A 22,270-nucleotide genomic window follows, 5' to 3' on the forward strand; every position below is an offset into this window, starting at 1 on the left:
GCTCGCCGTTACTCAACCTCATCCCCCTCTCCGTGACGTTGTTCGCGAGCACCGCCAAAGCAGCTGACGGAGAGGGGAACAAGAGAAGAGGTAGCCACAGGTCTTTAGCCTGTGGCGTCACCCCACCCAACCCTCCCCTGCCCAGCGGGGGAGGGCTGGGTGGGGTGATACGGGCAACGATTGCCCCTAACCAACCCGCCACCGCACTCGCGCCCCCTCCCCGCCTCCCCCAATTCTGGGGGAGGGGACGGCAGCAGATGCGTGAGGCCCAGAGAGAAAAAGATCAACAGTAAAAACCCTTTCCCCCCAGCATTGGGGGGACGCGTAGCCCGCCAGGGCGAAGCAGGGGGGCGCGTGACAAGCAAGACTTCCCTTACTTTCCCTTCGTGAAAAAAAAATCCTTCCCCAACATCACCCATGTCAGGCCAGGCGCAACTGGTGCGTCGTTTAGGTGTGGAGAAGAAAGTTCCCTTGCTGATTGGAAGGCTTTTCCCCAAGCAGAAGCAACCGCACCCAAAACACCAGTGTACTTCCGGAGAACAACAATGAACAACAAACGAATGTGGCGCGTGATCGGCATCCTTGCAGCGATGATGATAGCGATCACCGGATGCAAAGATGAGTTCCCGCCATCGCCAGGCGACCCGACCGACACAACGAAAGGGGACCCAACAAAAACCAACCCAATCAAGGGAACGCAATGGAGATTAATCTCCTACCAAACCACCAGCGGAACCGTGGTGAACGTTGCCAGCCAGAAGGCCACCATCACCTTTGGCGACTCCGCAAGCGTGGGGGGCTACACCGGCTGCAACCAGTTCGGTGGGGAATGCTTGATTGATACCGCAACCCACGCCATGACCCTGCGGAATATCTTCTCAACAGAGCGGTGGTGCAACGACATTTACATCGAGCCGATGTATCTGAACACCCTTCTGAACGTGGCATCCTACAAGCTGACCACCACAACGCTTCACCTGTACGCAGCCAACGACACCGTGGCAGTGCTGAATTACACCAAAGACTCCGTTATCATCCCACCGCCGCCACCAACGGGAAAGAACAAAGGGATTTTCTTCAATCAGTTTCCCCCAAGCGGCGGTGCATCATCGCTGGAACCGATCTACACGCTGATGGGAACCAACGACCGCGGGCTGACGCTGAACAAGCTGGAGAACAACGTTCTGCTCAGTTCGGCTCCGCGTGGTGGGCGCGTGGCGTACTTGGCCAACAATTCCACGAATCCAAGCCAACCATGGTCCTCGCTGGTAACGATCAAGACCGACGGGAGCGACCGGCGGATCCACCTGACCGACAGCATCTACGATCTAGATGTTGCCTCGGTGGCGATTTCGCCAAACGGGAAACGGGTTGCCGTTGCCACCATGAGCAAAATTGCGGTCCCGCCGTTTGCCCGGTATGAGCTTTTTATTTTTGATGTTGATGGAGGCCTTCTTGACCAGTTCGGCATCCAAGAATTAGGCGCGACCCCAACGTTCTCCCCCGATGGAAAATTCATCGCTTTCTACGGGTTCAACAATAGTGTGGAGGTGGCAGAAATCGGCAGCAGAAAAACAACGCCCATTGCCAACAATGCCTATCTGCTTGGGCCGGATGCCGGCACCAGCAACGCCGCCTACGGCCGCGGCGGGCTTGACTGGTCCCCCGATGGACGCTACATCACCTACACCGGGCGGAACGGAAGCGGAAACGAGCGGGATATTTTCATCGTTGCCGCCAATGGTGGGTCGGTCCCTGTCAACATCACCAACGATGCTGCCGACGAGTTCTGGCCCGTGTGGTCCCCAGACGGAACCCGAATCGCCTTCAGCAACACCTTCGTCACCGGCATTTATCAAGTGGCCATGACGCAACTTGACCCCGCAACCGGAGGCTGGTCCGCCAAGAAAAAGATCAGCCCCGACCGGCTTATCACCGTGGTGCTCCACGACCTCTTCCCGCAGTGGTCCCCCGATGGGAAAGAAGTCCTCTACACTTCTTTCACTACCTTGCCGGAGTTCCAGCAAGGGGGAACGTTGGAGGTGGTGGACCTTGCCACGCGAACTCCATCAACGATTGCCAGTGGGGTCTATAAAGGCTTTTGGGAGCGATAACATTTCGCTGAACAGGGCACAACGATACCGACACAACACCCCCGGGCCTGCGCTGTTGCGCAGGCCCGTGTCCGTTTATTTTCCGCTTGTTCTGGTGGCGATGTTCGCGCTTTGGCCGATGCTCACCCTTCCCGCATTGGCCCAATCGGGGATTGGCATTGCGCCGTCGTTGGGGTATGAGTTCGGCGCGCCGCTGCTGCTGCGTCGCGATTCGGGGAAGGTGAACAGCTTGGGGGTTGATGGAAGCGGGGTTTCGCAATCGCACACGTTTTGGATTGGTGCCCAACTTCACCACGATTCGCTTCTTGGCAACGGGTGGCGGTTGTCGCTGGGGGGCGCGGTTGCCCCCTCGGTTTCCAGCTTCACTTCCTCCCCCTTCCCCCTCTCCATCGTGGATTCCACCAACGCCAGCTTGATCCCAACAACGCGCCAGTTTACGGTTCATGGGACCTCGGCATTGGCGCAGATTTCGGCCCAAGCTGGTGTTTCCATTGGGGGCGCAAACCGGCTAACAATGGGCCTGTGGGGAACGTGGCAATTTGCCGCCGATGTGGCCGCAACCGAGGCCATCCTCTTCCCCGATTCCATCACCTTCCCCAATGGCCAGCGAAGCCGCTCGGTCCCGCTCCTCCCCGATGCAATCTCCCCGCCAATCCATGCCGGAATCCAAGCGGCACTTGAGTTCAACGTGCCGATTGGATATGGCCTGCTGCTGGCCCCCACGTTCGGCCTCCGCTGTGATGCCACCGCCATTGCCAGCGGCTTGGGGCTGCGTTCGTTCAGCAGTGCGGTTGGGTTTTCGGTGGCCTCCCTTGCATCGCCCCCTCCGCCGGCTTCGCAGCCGCCACCGCAGCTATCGCCCGCCGCCGTGCCAGCCGCCCCGCCCCCCGCGCCTGCCTCGCGAATCAACGCCCGGGTTGGTTTGTTTGCCAGCATTGATGGCCAACGGTTGGATGTGGCGCAGGTGGTTCCGTACCGGGTCCATTACCGCTGCGCGATGCCCCTGCTTCCGGCTGTTTTTTTTCAGCATGGCGACGTGCGATTGCCAGCGCACTACCGCACCATTTCCGCAGCCGAAACGGAAGCATTCGGCAACCTCACTCTTGCTGGATTAGACTCCATCCAGGTCCATCGCCACTTGCTGAACATCATCGGCCAGCGGCTGCGGCGGAACAGGAACAGCACCTTGCAACTGGTTGGCGCAACCGCCCCGGGCGAACCTTCGCAGCTTGCCCAGGAACGCGCCAAGCAAGTGCAGGAGTATCTCACCTCGGTCTGGAACGTGGCGCGGCAAAGGATGGCGATTGGAACAATGGAAGGGCAAAACATTCCGGAGTTCAGCGGGGTGATGCTGCAAACGGAGGACACCGCGCTGCTTGCCCCCATTTTCTGGGAATGGATTGTCCGCCGAATGGCCGTCCCGGGAATTGGAATCGAACAGGAGATGGAAGCCGATGCCGGAATCAATGATTGGAGGCTTACCATCCGCCAGCAGGACCGCCAACTGCTCCACCGCAGCCTCCGTTCCGACACGCTTCCTCCCGCAGCCAGCACGCTTCTGACGCTGCGTAACCTGCGGGAACGGGAAGCCACCGAACCGCTGGTGGCCACGCTGCGGGCGATAGACTCGGTAGGCAACGAAGCAATCGCCACCGACACGCTGCGGGTGGTGGTGCTGGCCGAGCACGACACCACCGAGGTGACGAAGGTCATCACCACCGGAACGCTCTTTGCGGCGGAGTATTTCCCGGGCGTTTCGGAGGGGAACCAGCAGGTCCTTCGCTACGTCCTTGCCGACCTGCTTCCCGGGAACAGGGTTGTTGTGGGGGAGCGAGAAGTTGAGGTGGGAAGCCAAGTAGCGAAGGCGATAGCAACAGCCGTCGGGAAATCGCGGACGGCAGGGACTGCGGCGCAAGCAGTTGAGAAGAAGAGCCTGACGGAAGAATGGATATTCTCCAAAAGCACAGGGCTACGGGTGGAGCCGTAGCGGGGCGATCCTGAAAGAAGGGCCGGCGTGGCAGAGATCACATCATGCTCATCCTCCCTTTTTGGCCTGCAGCAACGTCTCCCAAAATTTTGGAAAGGAGACTTCGGCGACCGAGGGATTGAGTATTTCAATCGGCTGGTTGGCCACCAACCCGGCAACGGCGGCCATCATGCAGATTCGGTGATCGCCGGCGTGATGGATCTGGCAACCTCCCTCCAACGCTTGGATCCCGGCAATGCTGAAGCCATCCTCCAACTCCATCACCTGGCCCCCCATCGAACGAATCACCGCTGCGGTCTGGCTGATTCTGTCGGACTCCTTCACGCGAAGCTCGGCTGCGCCGCGAACCACGGTTGTTCCTTCGGCACGGGCGGCAACCAGCGCAAGCAACGGAAGCTCATCCATCATCTCGGCAATGGGGGCTGCGGGGTGGGTTGTTGGGTCGAACACCGTTCCGCGCAACGCCGGGGAGTAGGCGGCGGTGATGGTGCCGCGGGGCTCGTTGCTGGCCTCGCTTTCAACCTGCCATTGCACCCTGGCCCCCATTGCCAACAAAGCGTGCAGGAAGGCAATGCGCGTGGGGTTCAATCCAACATCATCAACCACCAGTTCCGACCCCGGAACCAGCACCGCAGCCGCCACCAGAAACGCCGCGCCGCTCAGGTCCCCGGGGATTGAGATTGTGGTTTCGGCATCAAGAATTCCGGGGCGGATTGTTGCCACGGGACCGGTAGCGGTATCGGCAACGGAAAGGGGCAAGCCCATGTGCTGCATCATCCGTGCGGAGTGGTCCCGCATCGGGGTTGTTTGGCGAAGCCGCACGCCATTTCGGGATCGCAAGCCCGCCAACGCCAACGCCGTCCAGACCTGCGCCGAAGCCACCGGAATTGGTTCATCTATCCACCCTTCCAACCCCTCCTTCCCTTGAATCGTGATCGGCATTGTTCCGCCACTGGTTTCCACGGTTGCGCCAATCTGGCGAAGCGGCCCTGCCACCCGCTCCATCGGGCGTTTCCGAAGCGAGCCATCCCCCGTCAGTTGGAACGTTCCGGCGGTGGCGGAAAGGAAGCCCATGGCCATTCGCGCTGTTGTGCCGCTGTTGTGGCAGTCAATGTTGCGGCAGGCAATGTTGTGCTCAATCAGGAGCGATTGGGAAGAAGGTGGCGGCGGCGAAATTGGCGGCAGCAGATGTAACCGGTCCCCTTCGCTTTCCAACCGATAGCCAAGCCCCCGAAGAAGATTCGCCGTGGCCAAGCAATCGGCAGAGGAAGAAGGGTTGATGATATGAGTAGCGCGACGATTCAGCGCACCAAACAGCAAGGCGCGGTGGGTGATAGATTTATCGGCAGGTGCCTGGACCCTGCCACGCAATGGAGTGCTTGGGCGTTCAATCAAGATGCTGTTCATCATAAGCCTATGGTTGTAAAACTCACCCTCTCCTCTCTCCTCTCTCCTCTCTCCCCCCATCGCGCCAGCGATGGTAGCGGCCCCGACCTTCGTCGGGATTGATAACAGGTCTTTAGCCTGCCGAGTCGCCGAAGGCTAAAGACCTTCGGCTACCCGTGCGCCGGCTACCCTAAACAAACAAGGGAGCCTCGGTTGGACGATGCTCCCTTGTTCAATTTCAAACGATGGTTACGGGGGAAATCGGGTTGCCGATTTACTTCTTCATCCCGTCTTCTTTGCAGCACTCATCAAGGCCGTCGTAGGCGGCTTGGTCGCGCTGGACGTTCGGGGTGCTGTAGCCCGCTTTGGCGATTGCTTTCTCCATCTCCATTTGGGCTTCCGGAGTGTTGTTGGCCACCTTGATGAACGCCACTTTGTTGTCAACATCAATGGTGGCATCCTCGTAGCCATTCACCCCTTTCACCGCCCGCTTAATCGTTTTGGCGCACGACTCGCATTGCATGGTTGGCAGGGCAATTTTCATCACGTTTGGGCTGTTCACATCCATTGCCGGGGTTGCCTCGGCTTTCTTCTCGGCAACGGGCGCGGCTTCTGGTTTGGCGGATTCGGCGGCTTTCTCTTCTTTGGCGCAGGCGCCCAGCGCCACCGTCAGGGCCAGCAGCCCTGCAATCAAACTGTTCTTCACGGTGTGTTTTCTCCTTGTGATTGAGTAAGTTGGAATCGGCGTTCGTCAGCAGCCTTGATAAGCAATGGCATTGATGAACAATTCAGGGGGCAGGATAATCTCCGGTTCGGCAATCTGCCAGTTGCGCTGCTCCCTTCATGCCCTCTGAATTGTCAATCTGCATTGCCTAATCAGCTTCTTGTGGCAGCTTCTTGCGGCAACCGTTTGCGGGTTGTTGTGCGGGAACGACGAACAGCCCCGCAGTGTGATTTTCTATCCAAACAAAATTACGCCCGCACGGCGTAGGAGCTTAGCACCATGCCGGAGATTGTACGAATCCTCACCGATGACCAGGGGACGATCACGCACCTGGTAACCGACCAAGAAGATCACCTTTCCACAATGGAGTTGGCCGAGCATCTCAGTGCCGGCCATGATTACTACGTGACGTTCGGCGACGACCGCCGTTACACCATCACGATGCTTGCCGAGGAAGGGCACCTTGAGCCAACGGTGGACGACGCTTTTGGAGTACGCTCCATCTGGGATTTACCGCAGGAAGAGGACCCCGCCGAGCAGGAGATTGATGAGATGTTCGAGCGGATGAACAACATCGGCGAGCACGATGATGGCCCAGCCGAACGCGGGGAATACGACCGTGAACCAATGCCTTGATTTTTGCCGATGAAGCTCTTCCGTCGCCGCCGTTTCCGCCCGAAGCCGCTAACAATGCGCCGCCGAACACTCCTGGTGCTGGCCGTTGCGTTGCCGGTGCTGGCCATTGCTATGTTTGGCAGCCGTGGCATTTTTCGCCGTCTGCAGCTTGAATCCCAAGCCGCCGACACCCGCCAACAGCTTTACCTTGAGCGCGCAAAATCCGATTCCCTGCGCCACGAAATCAGCCGCTACGCCAACGATACCGCCACCATCGAGCGGCTTGCACGCGAACGCTACGGGATGGTCCGCAGCGGCGAAATTATCTACCGCGTTCCCGAATGACCCTTATCAGCACAACCCAGCCCCGCCCCCAGCCACTGATTGGCGTGGATGTTGGCGGAACCACACTCAAGTTTGGCCTTGTTGACGCGCCCAGCTGCGACATCCTACACCAGTTTGCCCTCCCCACCGATGCCGAACATGGCGTTGACGCGGTGATTGCCCGCATTGCCGAAGGGGTCAACCAGTTGCTTGGCGAATATCCCCACCCAATCCCTGCCATCGGGATGGGCATTCCCGGGGTTGTCAACCAGCAGGGGAATGTTTGCTACCCGCCGAATTTTCCGGGCTGGGAAGTCGTTCCGGTGGCCAAACGATTGGCTCCGTTGCTGGCACGCCAGCTTCCAATTGCCGTCGAGAACGATGCCAACGTTGCCGCCATCGCCGAAGCGCAAGCCCCGGGCGCAACCGACCGCGATTTCCTGTTCGTGACGCTGGGCACCGGGGTGGGGGGCTGCATTATCGCCAACGGGGAAATCTGGCATGGCGCAACCGGCGGCGCGGGGGAGCTTGGCCACCTTTCGGTTGCCATGAACGGCCAGCTTTGCAACTGCGGCGCGCGTGGCTGTGTGGAAGCATATCTGGGCCAACGCTACATGACCGCCGCCGCCGAATTGCGGTTGTCCCGATTCCCCCAATCCCTGCTCCACACGATGATTGCCGAAGGGAACGAACTGGACCCCAAACTTATCAACACCGCCGCCGAAGCGGGCGACCGCTTCGCTGTGGAATTTTTGGAGGAGATGGGGGAAATACTTGGCGCGGCGTTGGCCTCGGCAATGAATCTGTTGGATATTCACGTGGTGATTGTTGGCGGCGGCGTTGCCCAAGCCGAGCAATTCCTGCTGGAACCGGCTCGCCGCTCGCTTCGCGCACGCCTGCTGAAATCAATCGCCCGCGATGCGCAGTTGCGAACCGCTCGGTTCCAGAATAATGCCGGAATTATTGGCGCGGCAATGCTGGCAAAGAAGGTGGCAAGGGGTAATTCGTAGGCTTCAAAAAAATTTAGGGGGAAGATGGGCGGCGCGGTGCTTGCACGCTGCGTTGGCCGATTTCCAACCACCGATTTCCGATTCATGCCCAATCCAACAACCTCCCGGCTTCGCGACCAACCTTCATCCACCGCCGCTGCCGCCGAAAAGCCCAGCCGGAGCGGGCGTTCGGCAGCATTGGTCAGCTTGGGCATTCTTCTTAGCCGCTTGATTGGGCTTGTCCGAACCCGCGTGTTTGCCCACTATTTCGGCGGCACCAGCGACGCTGCCGATGCCTTCAACGCCGCCTTCCGCATCCCAAATTTTTTGCAGAATCTTTTCGGCGAAGGGGCGCTTTCCGCCTCGTTCATTCCGGTGTACGCCAACTTGCTGGGGCAAGGGAAGCGGGAAGAAGCTGGGCGCGTTGCCGGGGCCATTGCCGCAATCCTTTCGCTGGTTGTCTCCGCCATCGTTCTGGTTGGCATCACCGCCACCCCGTTGCTGATTGGCCTTATCGCGCCCGGCTTCACCGGCGAAAAACGTGAGCTAACCATTGCCCTTGTTCGGATTCTTTTCCCGGGCGCCGGCCTGCTGGTGATTTCCGCGTGGTGCCTGGGGGTGCTGAACAGCCACCGCCGATTCTTCCTAAGCTACAGCGCCCCGGTTATCTGGAACGTGGCCATGATTGCCGCACTGCTGGGCTGGGGAGGCCGCGTTGGTGAGTTTGAGCTGGCCACCGTTTTGGCGTGGGGATCGGTTGCGGGAAGCGCGTTGCAGTTCCTTGTGCAGCTTCCGTTAGTGCTCCGTTTGGCAAAAGGGCTGCGCCTTTCGCTCAACATTCGGGATACCAGTGTTGCAGCCATTTTGCGGAACTTCATCCCCGCGTTCATCAGCCGTGGCGTGGTCCAGATCAGCGCCTATGTGGATGCCATGATCGCCAGCTTGCTTGGCACCGGGGCCGTCACGGGGCTAAGCTACGCCCAGCTTTTGTACACCCTTCCGGTCAGCCTGTTCGGCATGGCGATTTCGGCCACGGAGTTGGCCGAGATGTCGCGCACAACCGGAAGTGAGGACCAAATTCACCAGACGCTTCGCACGCGGCTAAACGCAGGGCTTCGGCGCGTGGCGTTTTTCATTGTCCCTTCGGCCACCGCCTTCCTGGCCTTTGGCGACCTGATTGCCGCCGCGCTCTTTCAATCAGGGAAGTTCACCGCCGACGACTCCCGCTACGTCTGGGCGATTCTTGCCGGGTCCTCCGTTGGGCTGCTGGCCTCAACCATGGGGCGGCTGTACAGCTCCACCTTCTACGCCCTGCGCGACACCCGCAGCCCGCTGAAATATGCCATCACTCGGGTGGCGTTCACCACGGTGTTGGGGGTGGCGTTCGCCCTCTATCTTCCTTCGCTGTTTGGTTTGCAGGAACGGTGGGGCGTTGCGGGGCTAACCATTTCAGCAGGGTTCGCCGGGTGGGTTGAGTTCTTTCTGCTTCGCCGGCAGCTTAACCGCCGCATCGGCCATTCTGGACTGCCCGCTTCGGTGCTGCTTCGGCTGTGGGGCGCGGCCATTGCCGCAGCCGGCGCGGGCTGGGGGGTGAAACTGCTCCTTCCAGCAATGCACCCCGTGCCGATTGCAGCGGCAGTGCTGATTCCATTTGGCGGTGTTTACGCCGTGGCCACCACAACGCTTGGCATTGCCGAATCGCGGGCACTGCTTGGCCGCGTTTGGAAGAAGCTCCGGTAAAGGCCGCAATCCATTCATCAATCCGCTTGCAACCATGCTTTTGGTCCATTCCTGCCGCGCCATTTTGCTGGACCTGTGCAACACCATCATGCTGGGGTGCGACCGCTTTGGCCCTGAGGAAGATTTTGCCGGAACCTACAAGGCCGCTGGCGGAACTGAGCTTGCCCCGGCGGAAGTCAACCGGTTGATGGCGAAGATTGTTCGCGCAGCACTCCGTGGCTATCACAACCCCGCGCTGTTCGATTCCTTCCCACTGCTTCGATTCTGGGTTGATGAAATTTGCGAACCCGAAAATATTCCGCAGAAAGAACGGGCATTGCTGGAAGAAGTGTTCGCCCGGCATGAAGTTGGGATTATTCCGGAACATCACGCGGCGGTAATTCATCAACTTGCGGCGCGATTTCCGATTGGGCTGGTCTCCAACAATTTTGGACGAACAGAGCTATTTATCCAAGAATTGCAACGCGCCGGAATTTTCGAGGATTTCCGCTGCATGATTTTCTCGCGTGAGGTTGGCGCAATCAAACCTTCGCCGTTGATTTTTCGGATGGCAATGGAGAAATTTGACGCAAGCCCAAACCAATTTCTATTTATTGGCGACAGCCTCCGTTGCGATGTCGGCGGCGCAGCAGCGGTTGGCATGAACACAATCTGGATTGCGGAAAAAGCAGCTCACCATATCATCCCAATCTCCTCATCCCCCAATCGAATTGTTTTTAATTTATCCGAGATATTGGATGAATTTTGATGGATCGTCCATTTCCCTTTCGGGGAGCCGATCTTGCTCACATTTCCGACACTTGCCAAATAATGGAAAGCAGCCACGATACTCTTCAATCCGCCCGGGAAATAGTAATGGCCTGGGGGTGGAATGCTACGTGCTACCAGATTATCAATCCTGGAATTCGGCATTGGTTTCCCAAACATCACCAAGGGGTAATTGGGTTTGTGCGGCACAACAAGGTGCGGGTGGTGGCGGGCGCGCCGGTCTGCAATAAATCGGAGCTTCCGGCAATTACGGAAGCATTCGAGCAGGAGGCACGCAACGCCGGTGAGCGCGTCTGTTATTTTGGCGCGGAGCAGCGATTGGAAAAATTATTCGACACCTCCGCCGATCACTCCATGGTCCTGCTGGGCGCGCAGCCAACGTGGGAATTGCAGCGTTGGGAAAAGATTTTTGAGCATCACGCATCGCTGCGGGCGCAGCTGCATCGCGCATGGAACAAAGGGGTTTGGGTTGGCGAGTGGGGCGTTCACCAGGCTTCGCGCAATCCGGTGTTGGAGCAATGTTTGCAGGAGTGGCTGGCAACGCGCCGCCTTCCGCCGCTGCGTTTTTTGGTTGAGCCGGAAACGTTGGGCCGGCTGTTCGATCGGCGCGTGTTTGTTGCCCAGCGGGGCAAGCAAGTGGTGGGATTTATTGTTGCCTCGCCGGTTCCGCAACGGAACGGCTGGTTAATTGAGCAAATTATTCGCGGCCACAACGCGCCGAACGGGACCGCCGAGCTGATGGTCTATTGGACCGCGCAAGCACTTCGCCACAGTGGTTCCGATTTTATGACGCTTGGCCTTGCGCCATTATCGCGCAATGCGGCCATTCCGCAAACCACAAATCCATTATGGTTGCAAGCAACGTTGGCAGCGGTGCGGGCGCACGGGCGGCGTTTCTATAATTTTGACGGGTTAGATTCTTTCAAAGCAAAATTCCGTCCCCATTCTTGGGACCCGGTGTATGCCATTGCCAACACTCCAACATTCACTCCACGGACGTTGTACTCCATTGCCTCGGCATTTAGTGCTGGGTCGCCGCTGGTGTTGTTGCTGCGTGCGGTTGCCGGCGCAATCCGGACGGAATGGCAATGGGCGGTGCATCGTGAAAAAAACCGCTGAGTTTTATCGCCCCAATTAACCCCATTTATTTTCTTCAACCAGCAGCATGGAACGCGTTATTCTGATTGGAAGTGGCGGGGCCGGAAAATCCACACTTGCCCGGCAGTTGGGGGCGCGGCTGAATATTCCGGTAATTCATTTAGATGCCCATTTCTGGAACCCAGGGTGGATAGAAACCCCACGCCCGGAATGGAAAGAAAAATTATCGGCGTTGCTAACCGCCGAACGCTGGGTGATGGATGGAAATTACGGGAACACCATTGCCGAACGCGCCGCACTTGCCGACACCATCATTTTCCTTGATTTTTCCCGCTACCTCTGTTTGTGGCGTGCCGTGAAGCGAATTATCCATTATTACGGGAAAACCCGACCCGACATGGCCCCCGATTGCCCCGAACGCTTCGATCCTGAATTCCTTCGTTGGATCTGGAATTTCCCCAAACGTTCGCGCCCGCTGTTGATTGAAGGCATCCGGAACCACGAGGCCGGCAAACAAGTGCTGATATTCCGAAAACCGAAGGAGGTTCGGGAGTTTTTGGAGGGGATGTGTGGCGGCGATGGCAACATCAAGGTAGCGGCAGGTCTTTAGCCTGCCCAGTCTTTTTTGAGAGTAAGACGCCGAAGGCTAAAGACCTTCGGCTACCTGTGCGGTGGCGGTTCCGGCTACATCAAGGTAGCGGCCCCGATCTTTATCGGGGCCCAGTCAGATAACACCGAAGGCTAAAGACCTTTTATCAATCCCGACGGAGGTCGGGGCGGCTACCTCAATCCCGACGGAGGTCGGGGCGGCTACCTCAATCCCCTCACCCGTTTTTCCCTGCGATTCCCAGCCGCTCGAACAGCCCAACGGCCAGCATTGGCAGCGCGATGGTGGCATCGCATTGGACCTCGGCAGAGACGGCGTTCTCCGTGTATTTCCCCCAGCTTACCGACTCGCTGATGGTGCAGCCGCTAAGCCCGCCCCAGCTTGGGGAATCGGTGTAAATGCGAACGGTGCGGTCGTAGCCGTGGCGCTCGGTTGCGCCGGTCATCTCCAGCAACGGCCAGGCTTGTTGCGCCCAGTTGCGTGGCACTCCACCGCCAATAATCAGCGTCCCGCCACGCTCCTTTGCCAGCAGGCTGTGGGCAAACGTGTGAACGTCGGCAAGCTCATCCAACACAATCTTCCAATTGTTCCTCATGTTGTATTTCACAAGGTTCAGGGCGTACTCGCTGTCGGTGGTTGCGCCGCAGTAAATCGGGACGTTGTGGCGCGCCGCAGCGGCAAGGATTCCCCGCTTTCCCATCGAGTCCAGAGCCAGCCCAGTAAGGCGGAACAGCTCCTGCGGGCGAACAAGCCAGGGCTGAAGCGGGTCAATCCCGTTGTCGGCAAAGTATTTCGTCAGGATTGCCTCCAGCAGGACCTCACCTTTGTGGTAGCCATCTTCCGGCAAGAAGGTGTCGTAGATGCGGTTGATGTGATGCTCAAAAAGTTCGGCATCGTCCACCGCAGTTGCGCCAACAAAATGCCCTTGATTTTCCGGGTCGGCATGGTTCACCATCGAGTGGCTCATGTTGGCCCCGGTGCTGACCAGCGCGTCAATGATCCCATGCTCGATGAACTGCGTCACCACCTCCTCCATTCCGCCGGGAACCATTGCCCCGGCAAGGGTCATAATCACCATGCACTCTTCGTCGCGAACCATGTTTTCCAGCACGTCAAGGCAGCGGCTTAGCGCACGCCCCTGGAAAGAACAGCCCCCTAGGCGTTCCAACAAGTCGTTCACGCCGGCCACATCCTTCGGCGAAACTGGTGCGATTTTTTTCTGGAGATACTCTTCTCGTGTATGCTGCATGGTTGGTAAAATTCAGGATTGTGCGTTCGGTTGATGGATACCTTCCGGGTACCTTCGCGGTACGTTGACGGCGGCAAATGTACAGTGGGAAGAAGGAACGGAGAAGTAAGAAATCAAGCGCGAGCAACCGCCACAGCAGGCCGCGCCAACGCATCCCCGCAGCCAATTGCTCTGCCTGATGTTTACCAGAACACTTCCTTCACCACAACGCGGCTTCCCAAGCGAACCACCAGCACGTAGAAGCCTTTGCGAAGCTCACTGGCGGGAAGCTGTAGCCTTGTTGTGCCAGCCCCCAGCAAGGCGTGGTGGCTCCAGGTAGATTCCCCGCGAACGTCATACAGCGAAAGCTCCACCCGGCCCGAACGGGGCAACTGGATATCCACAGCGGCCAGGTCCGGACCGGAGACGACCGCGCACTGAAGTTCCGTTGAAAGATTGACCGGCTGCTCAACAGAGATCGCGCTGCTCCCCCCTTCCGTCGCACCAATGGAGCGGACGGGAAAGAACGGGTGGCGGTTGTAATCGTGGGTTGGTTCGGCAACGGGAAACCCCGCGCCGATTGCCGGGGATCCCGTGAGGAGCGAGACATCCGCTGGCGCGGCCAACAGCAGCGGGTCCTGCCCAATAATGCCGTCCGATTCGGCAGACGGAAGGTTCGGGCCGTTCCAGCTTCCGTTCTCGGCATTGAACCACAGGTTGTTGGAAAAGGTGAAGGTTGCCGGGCGGGTGTTCCCCCCGATGTTCAGCGTTGGGTTGGCGGCCACGTTCCCCACCACCACAATGTTGTTCCGGAAGGTGTTGTCGCCGCATTGCAGGAACTGCGGCTCGATGGTTTCCTGAAGGATGCGTATGGCCCAGCGTTTTGGAAGATAGATGGTGTTGTTCACCACTTCGCTGTTGACCGTTCCAACAAAGGCAACCGCAGCATCGGCCCCCACAAAAACGTTGCTGTAAACCTTGATCCGTGCCGACTCATAGTTGGTTCCCAACGGGCGGAAGAACTGAAGCGAGGTGGACCCACCGATATTAATTGCGCGTGCGCCGCCATCAATAAACGTGTTCCCTTCAATGCGGATATCACTTGTTCCCCCTTTTGCCTGGATGCAATTGGACCCGGCATTCTGGAACCGATTGCGAAGGAAATTGCCGCCGTGGCAGCCAACCATATCAATCATGCTTCCCCCTGTCGCACCGTTCTGGAAGGTGCAATCGCTGACCCAGAAACTGTCAACGCCGGACATTTTCAGAAGATCGTTATTTCCGGTGGCGTTGATATCCAGCCAGCGGCATTGCTCGATCACCAGGTGGTGGGCGGGGGTGTCGTAGCTTCCGCCGTCGTCAATGTTCAAGCCATTCCCAGTTTGGCCGCCAAAGCTGATCCCGATGATCCGAAGGTACGCCGGGTCGGAAAGTTGCCACGAGTTTGTTCCGCCACGGATCACCGTTTCCTCCCCTTCCCCCATGATCGTGATCCACGCATCGGCACGCCCTTGCAAGCCTTCCACATATTGCCCGCCGGCATGGGTTCCAAGTTTGAAGAGGATGGTGTCGCCCGGCTGCACGGCGGCGGCGGCGGATTCCAAGTTGGAGTAATCGGCTCCCGGGCCAACAGTCAGCGTGCGGGAAATGCCCAGCGTGGGGAGCAGAAGGATTGCGAAAAGCACCAGTAGCAGAGTTTTCATCGGGCGTAGAAAGGTTGTTGGACGTGAAGGAAGAACCGGTACAAAGGTAATCATGGAGATTGCTTTGTTGGTTGCAAAGCGATTCCGTCGGCTTGGCATTCCCCTCTATCGCTTACTTTTGTCCTCCACAAAACCTATCACCAAAATTTTTGAACAGACCAGCAACATGATTGAAGCACTCCTTACTGGCCCAGTGCTTGCCAGCCTTGCGGCATTGACCGCAATGGAGATCGTTCTTGGCGTTGACAACATCATCTTCATCTCCATTTTGGCCTCGCGTTTGCCGCAATCGGACCAATCGCGGGCGCGGCTGATTGGGCTTGGGTTGGCCTGTATCCTCCGCGTTGCATTGATCTTTGCGATCGGCTGGATTATCAGCTTATCGCAGCCCTTTTTCACCCTGTTTGGCCACCCATTTGCTGGGCGCGATCTGATCCTGCTGGGGGGCGGCCTGTTCCTGATTTACAAGGCCACGAAGGAGATTCACAACAAGTTAGAAGGCTCGGAAGATATTCATGGCGGGGGGGCCGAAAAGTCGGAGTTCGGAAGCGTCGTGATGCAGATCATGCTGCTGAATATCGTCTTCTCGCTAGACTCCATCATCACCGCTGTTGGGATGACCAGCCAGCTGCAACCAGCCATCCAGATTGAGACGATGGTGATTGCTGTGGTGCTCTCGCTGGGGTTCATGCTGGCAACCGGGCGGCCTGTTGGCGACTTCGTGATGCGCCACCCCACCGTGAAAATGCTGGCGCTTGCCTTCTTGCTGATGATCGGGATGACGCTGGTGGCCGAATCATTCCACGTTGAGATTCCGAAGGGATATGTCTATTCGGCAATGGCCTTCAGCGTGTTTGTGGAGATGCTGAACCTGTGGGCGAAGAAACGCCAACAAGACCGTGGCAAGAAGCTCCCCGAGGCGGTTCACCTTCACCAAAACGTGACCGGCGTGCCGCTGGCGCAGGAAGAGGGGAAGCGGTAGCGGCCCCGACCTCTGTCGGGATTGATAACAGGTCTTTAGCCTGCCCAGGCCGCTTTGAAATCCACCCCAAAAAGAAGCAAGGGCACCGAACTCAATCGGCACCCTTGCTTGGGGAATCTTTGCAGAATCGTCGCAGGCTCTTCTTCCAGAAGCCGTTGTTTATTTCACCACTTGCACGCCGTAGATGGCCGTCACTCCGGGGGCGGCAAGGCGGATGAAGTAGCGGCCCGCAGGAAGCGCGGCGGTGCTGATGCTTTGCTGGTGCTGGCCCGTTTCCATCTGCCCCTCCACCACCGTCTTCACCACCTCACCGCTAACGTTCATCACCGTAATCACAACGCGCCCGGGCTGGCCGATGCGGAACCGGAGCGTGGCTGCGTCGCGCAATGGGTTTGGGGAAACAGCAAGGATTGCCGTGCCGTTGTCGCCAGCGGTTTCGGCGGCGACGCTGGTTCCGGTTTGCGGGGCGCGATAACTTCCGCTGCCGCCGCTGATGGTGGTGTCGTCGGGAATGGCGAAGCGTGGTTCAACGCTGCGAAGCGTTCCGTTGCGCCGCCGGTCGGGGGTGGTGTAATACACCGAACAGCACCCTTTCTCAAACACCAGCTCGGCAATCGAAGCAAAGACGCTATCCATTGCGCCGGCATCGCGCACGCTGAAGTATTTCCCTCCGGTTCCGGCAGCAAGCAGTTTTAGCGAGTCGTCGGTATCCAGCAGCAACCCAATGGCGAACACCGGAACGTTCGCTTGCTTGGCGCGTGCGATCACCGTCTGGATGCTTTGCACTGCCGAGCGGTTGTCCTCGCCATCGCTAAGCAGCACGATTGCCTTGCGCGGGTTGGTCCGGTTTTCAATGGCTGCGATTGCGGTCATCACCGCATCGTTCATTGCGGTGTAGCCCTGAGCCGTAAGGTTATCAATGGCGCGGTCCAGCAGCGCGCGGTTGTTGGTCCAGGACTGGTCCAGCGTGGTGGCATCGCTGAAGGAGAACATGGCGGCTTCATCAATCGGGTCCAGCTTGGCGGTGAATTTCTTTCCGGCGGTTTTGGTTTCGGCCAGCCGCGTGCTGGCTCCGAACGGGTCGCGCATGCTTCCGCTGCGGTCGAACACCATCGCCACCGAGACCGGCATGATCCGCTCGGCACAATTGATGCTGTCAATCTGCACCGGGGTTCCATCTTCGGTGAGTGATAGCTTGCCGGCTAAGTCTTCGTAGCGGATTCCTTCGCGGTTGGCTTTCACCGAAACGCGGATCACCGGGAAGCGGGAGGAATCCACGCCGCACAGGTCAATCCCGTAGTTCGGAAGCTCCTCCACCAGCACATACAACGCGCCGCTGTTGTTGTCGTGGGCATCCCGTTTCTGAAGGTTCTTGAAGTTCCAATCCACAATCGCGGTGCTGATCTGCCGCCCGGTTCCCTGAACAATCATGCTGTAACGGTGGTCCTGGCGGTAGGGCATTTGGGGGAAGGGTTTGTCATCAACCCGCAGCCCGTGCGAGTCGTACATCCGGCTGTCGCCCACGTAGATCGGGTAGCCTTCTGGGAAGATTCTCCACTCCAATTTTTCCCATTCTTCTTTTGGGAAGGAGTAAATCCAAAGCGGGTCCACACTGCTGTTGACGGTATCTTCCCACATGGAGTAGGTTCCCCAGGCGGTGATGCGATAGCGGTGGTTTGCGGAAGTGGCGTCGGGGGTGAACAGGGTGTCGGCCGAGCGTGCGTCAAGGGTGAACAGGTGGGGGAAACGCCGCTGGGCGTTGGCCGGCATGGCAAGCAGAAGCGATAGCAACACCGCGCAGAGTGTCCCGGTGGCCGGGATGTAGAATCGAGAGTTGTTCATCGTGTTGTCAACCTCCATCAAGAAAATACAAACTGGATATGGTTTATGGATGCCGGACGCCTGATGACACAGCAGTTCGGAGTAAGTTGACAGCCGACAAGGAAGATTTTTTCCCGGAACAGAAAGCACGCAAAAGGAACACAGCCAAGCAAGGAAGAACCCGATGATGAAGCTGAAGCCGATAATGAAACGAAGGATCGTCTCGGCATTGTCCCTGACAACTCTGTTCCTTGCTGCGAGCACACTTCTGTCCGATGCTCCCCTTCGGGTTCAGCTTGTTCATGCTTGCATTGTGGTGATCGTCTTCACCATTCCAGCACTCTGGATCGGCAGTTGGGATGATATCCTGAAGCGGTGGTGGATTCCCGCGTGTGCTGGAATTATCGGTGGCCTTGCATGGGAACTGGGAGGCATGGCCACCATAAGTAAATATGAATTTATCGGGGTGGGGATTTACCTCTGGATGACAGCGGCTTCAGTGCTGACGCTGAGCATCCATGGCGCAACAAGTATGAAGCGGGCATAAGCTCCATTGGCAAATTGCCACACAACAGAACAGCCCGAGCCGCTCCATCGCGGCCCGGGCTGTTGTGCTGATTGGGTTGGTGCTGCGGGTTAGTTCATCGCTTGCTTGCCATCCAGATGTTTTGCAAGCGTTGCATCAAGGTCGCTTCCGCGCAAGTCCGATTCGGTGGCGATAATCATGCCGTCGGGGCCAACAAGAATCGGCTTGGGGATTCCCATCACCTCGAACCGTTTCGACAAATCATTCTTGAACCCCTTTTCCACAAAGGTGTGCAGCCACGGCATCTTCCATTTCTTCTCGCGGAACGGCGCGATGTCCTCCACCTTCCCATCGAACGATAAGCTCAGGACCGTGAACCCGTTCTTCCCGTGGTACTTCTCCCACGCGGCATGAAGGCTGGGCATCTCGGCCACGCATGGGCCGCACCATGTTGCCCAGAAATCAATCATGTAGGTCTTCCCCATCATGGTTTGGCGGCTGACTTTTTCGCCGGAAAGCAGCGTCACCTCAAAATCGGGAACCATCTTCCCCACGCGAATGGCGGCATCGGGGTTGTACTCGGTAAGGGAATATTCCATGCTTTCCAAATCCCCGTAATCTTTCTTCAGCCGTGCGTACAGCGTCCGCAGATCGGCTTCGCGGTTGGCATGGAACGCATCGTTCACTAACGAGGAAAGAACAATGGCTTGCACTTCGCGGTTGGGATTGGTTTCGATGAACTTCATGGCGGTGGTGGGCGCGCCGCTGCTGTCCGATGCCAGCGAAATGCGCACCGCTCCCCTTGCGTTTATCGCCCACAACGGTGATGTTGGCGGGGCGATGGATAGAACCTCGGTGGCCAAAGCGCTATTGGATTTTCCGGCCAAGAACTGCGCAAGCTGGATGGCCGCAAACTGCCGCACCGTAGGGTCGCTGTTGCTCCGCATCTCTTTGGGCAGGACCTCAAGGCTTTGCAACGCCAGCGATGCCGGTTCTGGCGATTCCTTCCCCGCTTGGTACGCTTTCATCATCGCTATTCTCATCGCTCGGTAATCTTTTTCTACCATCGCGGCAAGGTCGGCCATCTGCTGCTGTGCGCGGCTTTCTGGGCCGAACATTGTTTGGGCAACGGCATTGTTTTCGGCGGGGAGCATGGCGGGGTCGAAGGTGATCGTCACCTTCCCTTTCTTTGCTTTGTTCACCGCCATGATCGAGCGGTAATCGCCGCCGCCGTCATAAACATAGCCGGCACTGTTCGGCGCGTTGACGCTGCGCAGCCCATCGCCGCCGTCGGAAGTTGCGATACCGATCAGCTGGTAGCGGACCTGGCCGCCGTTTGCTGGCACCTGGAAGGTAAACCGGCCATCGTTGCCCCGCTTCATCGGCTTGGCAGATTGGAAATTGAACTCGTTCCAATCCCCAATAATCCAGACGGTGTCGGGCTTGCGGTTGAAGTGGAGTTGGGCCAGGGTGACATCAAGGGTGACGTTCGGCATGCCGTCGCCAATCACCAGCGGAATGGTGTAGCCTTCGTGATCCACAGCGGTGAACTGAACGCTCCAAGCCCCAACGGATGGGATCGCCAGCGTGTAGCGTCCGTCGCGGCCAACCTCCACCGTCTCCACAGGTTCCGGGGAGTTTTGGCGAAGCAGATGGACGTGCGCAAGCAGCGGAGCAGCCCCCGCCGCAGTTTTTACAGAACCGGTGACGCTAACCCCGGAAATAGCAATTGCTGGCAATGCCAGCAGCAGAAAGAACGGAAGGAAACGCTTCATAGAATTACCTCTCCTCCATAAAGGAAGTTGGATTGATGTTGCCACACGCCGCCGCAGCAACAAGGAATGGTTTTGGGCACAGACGATGAACGCGCCAAAATTGCATTTCGGCGCGTTCACGATCAAGGCATTCGCGAAAAAAAATTTGGAGAGAGGGGGTGAGTTAGAATTTGCGCGAGAGGTAGTTCGGCAGCATCTCGCGCCATGTTGGCCAGTCGTGCATCCACTCTTTTCCCCAGAACTCTGTTTGGTGGGGGATTCCCTTGCGGTTCAGGATTTCGCTGATGCGGCGGGTTTCTCCTGGTGCCTCGTAGGCCCCTTGCCCGGTTAGGAAATGGATGTTCGATTTCCCCTGCAAGGCGTGCAAGTAGCCCCCGCCTAAGTTTGGCAGATAGTGAACCGGGGAGTTGTAGAAGACATCCTCATCCCAGTGGCCGCCGCTGTATTGCTTCAGGTCGTAGATACCGCTCATGCCGATAACGCCATCGAACAGATCGGGGCGGCGGAACAGGACGTTGGCGGCATGGAACGCGCCCAACGAAACGCCCGTGGTGACAATCGGCGTGCGGCCACGCTGCGAGTTCCAGATGTACGGGACCACCTCGTTTTCGATGTAGCGGTTGTACTGCTGGTGGCGCACCGCTTTTGCCCGGCCCGACATCCGTGGGTTCAGCCAGCTTTCGGCATTGATGGAGTTGATGGAGAAGACCTTGCACTTCCCCGCCTCGATGTGCGGGCGGATAGATTCGATCATATAGAACCGTTCGTACTCCAAATAATCCGCCGCTGCCGACGGGAACATCAGAAGTGCGAAACCATAGGTTCCGTACACCGCAATCTCCATTTTGCGGTTAAGGCTTGGGCTGTACCAAGAGTCAAGGGATCGTTGCATGATGCGAAGAGTTGATGTGTTGAACGGAAGGATTCCTGAGGAAAGCGGCGGCCAATTTAACAGGAACCGGCAAAGACGCAAGCAGGGGGTTGGGACTTTTCTCAAAGAATTTTCCCGGGCACTTCTTGCCAGCGTGATTGCCACCACCAATAGCCATAAACGAACCGACCCAGGCCGATTGGCCCAGGCCGATTCGCGGTGCAGACTGACTGTGATCCAGTAGTCGGCGGCAAAGGTACAACATCGCTTTCTCCGATTCCAGCGTTCATCCGAACGCCTGCGGGAATTAATTCAGGGTGTGGGAAACCAGCGGCATCGCATCGCCGGCGGAGGAGGTGGTAAGGATCAGCCCAACCCCGCGCGAGTAGTAGTATTGGGTGAAGAAATTCAACGCCATCAGGTTTCCATTAATCAGCATTTTGCTCTCCCCTTCAATCATCGTCACGTCGTGGTAGGTGCTCCCTTCCACCTCGCGGCTTCCCCCGGTTTCCTTAACAGTCATCACCAGGGTGTTGTCGAAGCCATTGGCTTTGTAGCGTATCTCCCACGTGTCGCCGGTCTTCAAGTCATCGCGCAGCAGCACCTGGAAATTTCCCGCCTCGAAGTTATCGGCCAGGAATGCCTCCCCCTCCTTGCGAATAAATTGGTCAATCTTCATCATGGAGTTCACCATCGTGAAGCTGTCGGATCCGTTGGCCGCCGTAACGGTGTTGGTGAAGGTGCTGCCATCGTTCATCCGGTAGTTCCAGGTGTTCCCAACGGCAAGCGGGTAGAAGGTGGTTTCTACGGTCGTGGTCATGGTGTTGTGTGGTTTGGTGTGGTTGATTGTTGTGGTTAATTGTTGTTCATCGCGAAGCACGCACACGGCGAACTTCTGCCGTTCAAGATATCGGAAGCAGTTATCGGTTCGGCGCGTGGTGATTATCAGTTTGCGGGCAAATCAATTTCCGGCAAAAAGAAAAGCCCCCGGCGGTTAGGCCAGGGGCTTTTT

At 58.0% G+C, this 22,270-nt stretch carries 19 protein-coding genes; 11 read left to right on the top strand and 8 right to left on the bottom strand.

Annotated elements, in window-relative coordinates; translation table 11 throughout:
- The first annotated feature begins 545 nt into the window (after positions 1 to 545).
- The gene (locus tag IPM61_01790) at positions 546 to 2,114 is read left to right on the top strand and encodes a PD40 domain-containing protein (GenBank protein MBK8910036.1); all 1,569 of its coding nucleotides are present in this window, start codon (positions 546 to 548) and stop codon (positions 2,112 to 2,114) included.
- Positions 2,115 to 2,181: 67 nt separating this feature from the next.
- The gene (locus IPM61_01795) at positions 2,182 to 4,101 is read left to right on the top strand and encodes a hypothetical protein (GenBank protein MBK8910037.1); all 1,920 of its coding nucleotides are present in this window, start codon (positions 2,182 to 2,184) and stop codon (positions 4,099 to 4,101) included.
- Between the two features lie 48 nt (positions 4,102 to 4,149).
- On the opposite strand, the gene aroA is transcribed toward IPM61_01795, so the two are convergent.
- Both aroA and IPM61_01805 read right to left on the bottom strand, forming a co-directional pair.
- Positions 4,150 to 5,511: a 3-phosphoshikimate 1-carboxyvinyltransferase gene (gene aroA / locus IPM61_01800; GenBank protein ID MBK8910038.1), complete on the bottom strand. Its 1,362-nt coding sequence runs from the start codon at positions 5,509 to 5,511 to the stop codon at positions 4,150 to 4,152.
- Between the two features lie 250 nt (positions 5,512 to 5,761).
- Entirely contained in the window at positions 5,762 to 6,193 is a 432-nt protein-coding gene (locus IPM61_01805) for a heavy-metal-associated domain-containing protein (protein MBK8910039.1), read from the bottom strand.
- A gap of 297 nt (positions 6,194 to 6,490) precedes the next feature.
- On the opposite strand from IPM61_01805, the gene IPM61_01810 reads away from it, so the two are divergent.
- From IPM61_01810 to IPM61_01840, 7 genes are all read left to right on the top strand, one after another.
- Positions 6,491 to 6,847 carry a hypothetical protein gene (locus IPM61_01810; protein MBK8910040.1) on the top strand — a complete coding sequence of 119 codons (357 nt, stop codon included), beginning with the start codon at positions 6,491 to 6,493 and terminating at the stop codon, positions 6,845 to 6,847.
- A 9-nt stretch (positions 6,848 to 6,856) separates the two neighbouring features.
- A complete protein-coding gene (locus IPM61_01815) occupies positions 6,857 to 7,171 on the top strand; it encodes a septum formation initiator family protein (GenBank protein MBK8910041.1) in 315 nt (104 codons plus the stop codon).
- On the top strand, positions 7,168 to 8,160 hold the full coding sequence (locus IPM61_01820; protein ID MBK8910042.1) for an ROK family protein: 993 nt from the start codon (positions 7,168 to 7,170) through the stop codon (positions 8,158 to 8,160). Before IPM61_01815 ends, IPM61_01820 begins: the two co-directional genes overlap by 4 nt.
- A gap of 84 nt (positions 8,161 to 8,244) precedes the next feature.
- Positions 8,245 to 9,879: a murein biosynthesis integral membrane protein MurJ gene (gene murJ, locus IPM61_01825; protein MBK8910043.1), complete on the top strand. Its 1,635-nt coding sequence runs from the start codon at positions 8,245 to 8,247 to the stop codon at positions 9,877 to 9,879.
- 34 nt (positions 9,880 to 9,913) lie between these two features.
- Positions 9,914 to 10,627 (top strand): HAD family hydrolase, encoded by a 714-nt coding sequence (locus IPM61_01830; protein MBK8910044.1) that lies wholly within the window; start codon positions 9,914 to 9,916, stop codon positions 10,625 to 10,627.
- A gap of 107 nt (positions 10,628 to 10,734) precedes the next feature.
- Positions 10,735 to 11,766, top strand: a complete 1,032-nt coding sequence (locus IPM61_01835; protein ID MBK8910045.1) for a DUF2156 domain-containing protein — start codon at positions 10,735 to 10,737, stop codon at positions 11,764 to 11,766.
- Between the two features lie 46 nt (positions 11,767 to 11,812).
- Positions 11,813 to 12,355 (top strand): DNA topology modulation protein, encoded by a 543-nt coding sequence (locus tag IPM61_01840; protein ID MBK8910046.1) that lies wholly within the window; start codon positions 11,813 to 11,815, stop codon positions 12,353 to 12,355.
- A gap of 214 nt (positions 12,356 to 12,569) precedes the next feature.
- Here IPM61_01840 and IPM61_01845 read toward each other — a convergent pair whose 3' ends face one another.
- Positions 12,570 to 13,601, bottom strand: coding sequence for a deoxyhypusine synthase family protein (locus tag IPM61_01845; GenBank protein MBK8910047.1), 1,032 nt, complete (start codon positions 13,599 to 13,601; stop codon positions 12,570 to 12,572).
- A 182-nt stretch (positions 13,602 to 13,783) separates the two neighbouring features.
- Positions 13,784 to 15,283 carry a right-handed parallel beta-helix repeat-containing protein gene (locus IPM61_01850; protein ID MBK8910048.1) on the bottom strand — a complete coding sequence of 500 codons (1,500 nt, stop codon included), beginning with the start codon at positions 15,281 to 15,283 and terminating at the stop codon, positions 13,784 to 13,786.
- A 166-nt stretch (positions 15,284 to 15,449) separates the two neighbouring features.
- On the opposite strand from IPM61_01850, the gene IPM61_01855 reads away from it, so the two are divergent.
- Entirely contained in the window at positions 15,450 to 16,265 is an 816-nt protein-coding gene (locus tag IPM61_01855; protein MBK8910049.1) for a TerC family protein, read from the top strand.
- A gap of 159 nt (positions 16,266 to 16,424) precedes the next feature.
- Here IPM61_01855 and IPM61_01860 read toward each other — a convergent pair whose 3' ends face one another.
- Positions 16,425 to 18,107, bottom strand: a complete 1,683-nt coding sequence (locus tag IPM61_01860; protein MBK8910050.1) for a VWA domain-containing protein — start codon at positions 18,105 to 18,107, stop codon at positions 16,425 to 16,427.
- Positions 18,108 to 18,270: 163 nt separating this feature from the next.
- Here IPM61_01860 and IPM61_01865 point away from each other — a divergent pair, with 163 nt between their 5' ends.
- Positions 18,271 to 18,633 (top strand): hypothetical protein, encoded by a 363-nt coding sequence (locus IPM61_01865; protein MBK8910051.1) that lies wholly within the window; start codon positions 18,271 to 18,273, stop codon positions 18,631 to 18,633.
- 89 nt (positions 18,634 to 18,722) lie between these two features.
- Here IPM61_01865 and IPM61_01870 read toward each other — a convergent pair whose 3' ends face one another.
- The 3 genes from IPM61_01870 to IPM61_01880 all read right to left on the bottom strand — a co-directional run bounded on the left by IPM61_01870 (position 18,723) and on the right by IPM61_01880 (position 22,078).
- Positions 18,723 to 20,387, bottom strand: a complete 1,665-nt coding sequence (locus tag IPM61_01870) for a redoxin domain-containing protein (protein ID MBK8910052.1) — start codon at positions 20,385 to 20,387, stop codon at positions 18,723 to 18,725.
- Between the two features lie 163 nt (positions 20,388 to 20,550).
- A complete protein-coding gene (locus tag IPM61_01875) occupies positions 20,551 to 21,279 on the bottom strand; it encodes an esterase family protein (GenBank protein MBK8910053.1) in 729 nt (242 codons plus the stop codon).
- Positions 21,280 to 21,565: 286 nt separating this feature from the next.
- Positions 21,566 to 22,078, bottom strand: coding sequence for a hypothetical protein (locus IPM61_01880; GenBank protein ID MBK8910054.1), 513 nt, complete (start codon positions 22,076 to 22,078; stop codon positions 21,566 to 21,568).
- Positions 22,079 to 22,270: the final 192 nt, after the last annotated feature.

It is taken from the genome of Chlorobiota bacterium, from assembly GCA_016710285.1.
In the GTDB taxonomy this organism is placed as follows: domain Bacteria; phylum Bacteroidota; class Ignavibacteria; order OLB7; family OLB7; genus OLB7.

Bases quoted from the DNA above. Each gene is read 5' to 3' on its own strand.
- IPM61_01790 (MBK8910036.1), top strand. From the start codon at position 546: ATGAACAACAAACGAATGTGGCGCGTGATCGGCATCCTTGCAGCGATG.
- aroA (MBK8910038.1), bottom strand. From the start codon at position 5,511: ATGATGAACAGCATCTTGATTGAACGCCCAAGCACTCCATTGCGTGGC.
- IPM61_01810 (MBK8910040.1), top strand. From the start codon at position 6,491: ATGCCGGAGATTGTACGAATCCTCACCGATGACCAGGGGACGATCACG.
- IPM61_01815 (MBK8910041.1), top strand. From the start codon at position 6,857: ATGAAGCTCTTCCGTCGCCGCCGTTTCCGCCCGAAGCCGCTAACAATG.
- IPM61_01820 (MBK8910042.1), top strand. From the start codon at position 7,168: ATGACCCTTATCAGCACAACCCAGCCCCGCCCCCAGCCACTGATTGGC.
- murJ (MBK8910043.1), top strand. From the start codon at position 8,245: ATGCCCAATCCAACAACCTCCCGGCTTCGCGACCAACCTTCATCCACC.
- IPM61_01830 (MBK8910044.1), top strand. From the start codon at position 9,914: ATGCTTTTGGTCCATTCCTGCCGCGCCATTTTGCTGGACCTGTGCAAC.
- IPM61_01835 (MBK8910045.1), top strand. From the start codon at position 10,735: ATGGCCTGGGGGTGGAATGCTACGTGCTACCAGATTATCAATCCTGGA.
- IPM61_01840 (MBK8910046.1), top strand. From the start codon at position 11,813: ATGGAACGCGTTATTCTGATTGGAAGTGGCGGGGCCGGAAAATCCACA.
- IPM61_01845 (MBK8910047.1), bottom strand. From the start codon at position 13,601: ATGCAGCATACACGAGAAGAGTATCTCCAGAAAAAAATCGCACCAGTT.
- IPM61_01850 (MBK8910048.1), bottom strand. From the start codon at position 15,283: ATGAAAACTCTGCTACTGGTGCTTTTCGCAATCCTTCTGCTCCCCACG.
- IPM61_01855 (MBK8910049.1), top strand. From the start codon at position 15,450: ATGATTGAAGCACTCCTTACTGGCCCAGTGCTTGCCAGCCTTGCGGCA.
- IPM61_01860 (MBK8910050.1), bottom strand. From the start codon at position 18,107: ATGAACAACTCTCGATTCTACATCCCGGCCACCGGGACACTCTGCGCG.
- IPM61_01865 (MBK8910051.1), top strand. From the start codon at position 18,271: ATGATGAAGCTGAAGCCGATAATGAAACGAAGGATCGTCTCGGCATTG.
- IPM61_01870 (MBK8910052.1), bottom strand. From the start codon at position 20,387: ATGAAGCGTTTCCTTCCGTTCTTTCTGCTGCTGGCATTGCCAGCAATT.
- IPM61_01875 (MBK8910053.1), bottom strand. From the start codon at position 21,279: ATGCAACGATCCCTTGACTCTTGGTACAGCCCAAGCCTTAACCGCAAA.
- IPM61_01880 (MBK8910054.1), bottom strand. From the start codon at position 22,078: ATGACCACGACCGTAGAAACCACCTTCTACCCGCTTGCCGTTGGGAAC.